Source organism: Demequina mangrovi (assembly GCF_000759715.1).
Taxonomy (GTDB): Bacteria; Actinomycetota; Actinomycetes; order Actinomycetales; family Demequinaceae; genus Demequina; species Demequina mangrovi.
Genome location: NZ_BBLU01000030.1, coordinates 1 through 1,291, shown reverse-complemented (window position 1 = coordinate 1,291; position 1,291 = coordinate 1). Strand labels below are relative to the sequence as shown.

1 protein-coding gene is annotated in these 1,291 nt (G+C 68.1%); it reads right to left on the bottom strand.

Annotated elements, in window-relative coordinates:
- Positions 1-44: 44 nt before the first annotated feature.
- The gene (locus TR42_RS13925; RefSeq protein ID WP_042216983.1) at positions 45-1,241 is read right to left on the bottom strand and encodes an IS481 family transposase; all 1,197 of its coding nucleotides are present in this window, start codon (positions 1,239-1,241) and stop codon (positions 45-47) included.
- Positions 1,242-1,291 lie beyond the last annotated feature (50 nt).

Below are 1,291 nucleotides of genomic sequence, written 5' to 3'. Positions count from 1 at the left end.
TGTGATGTGTCGGGACATCGTTCATAGGTGTCTCGGGTCATCGTTCACAAAGGCCCCTCCTTCGGGAGGGGCCTTTGGTGTTTCTTGGGTTGGTAGTCGCGGGTTTGGTCGAGCGTGTGTTCGGCGATGATCTCGCCGGTGGTGCGGTCGATGACGAGGGTGTCGCGGCCGGCGATGAGGAGCACGATGCTGGCTGCCTTGTGGGCGCGGCCGATGGCCAGGTGGCGCAGTCTGCCTGCCCAGCGCACGGTGATGGTGCCGCCGGGGTCGACGATGTCGTGGCGGACTCGCCAGTGGCGTTCCAGGAGCTGGAGTGAGGGCTGGTCCTTGGGCAGCGCGGTGTAGGCCTCGGCGGGGGTGCGGCGGCTCAGGGAGCGGTGCGGGCGGTCGTGGTTGTAGATGTGGCGGAAGGCGTCCAGGAGTGCCTGGAGGTCCTCGAGCGTGATGGCCCCGGGCCGGGCGGCGAGCCAGCGTTTGAGGGTCTGGTGGAAGCGTTCGATCTTGCCCTGGGTCTGGGGGTGGCCGGGGTGGCCGTTCTTCTGGACGACACCCAGGGATGCGATGACGTGTTCGAAGTGGTTGGGGCCGCCTTTGTAGTTGGCGAACCGGGTGGTGTAGATCAGCCCGTTGTCGGTCAGTGTCGCCGCTGGTAGACCGTGTTCGCGTGCGGTGGCCAGGAACGTGTGGGTGACCTTTGGTGCGGTCACGACCGCGTGGACGCTGATGTGCAGCAGGAACCGGGAGTGGTCGTCGAGCCAGGAGATGATCTCGACCCCGGTGCCGTCGGTCAGGTGCCAGTGGGTCATGTCGGATTGCCAGCAGCCGTTGGGGGCGGCGGCTTCGAAGCGGGTCCACGACGACCGGGGGCGTTTGCGTGGCTGCGCGGTGACGCGTTCGCCGTCGCGCAGGATCCGCCAGATCGTCGACGTTGCCGGCGCCGCCACGTCCTCGCGTGCGAGCCTGTCCGCGATGGACTCAGCCCCCGCATCGAGCCCTTCGGCGCTCAGCTCGTCGCGCAGCTGCAAGATGCGTGCCCGCACCGGTGCAGGCGTGGCCTGCGGCGACGTGCGTGGGGCGCGTGAGCGCGGCTCGAGACCCGCCAGCCCATGCTCGCGATAGCGGGCCACGAGCGCGTGGACCCACCGCGTGGAGACGTTGAACCTCGCGGCGGCGTCCGCGACGGACAGCCCGCCCTCGACGACCGCCAGCACGATGACCCGGTTCTTGTCTGCATCCGCCATGACCCATCGTCGAAGCACCAGGACTGTGAACGATGTCGCGACACATCGAT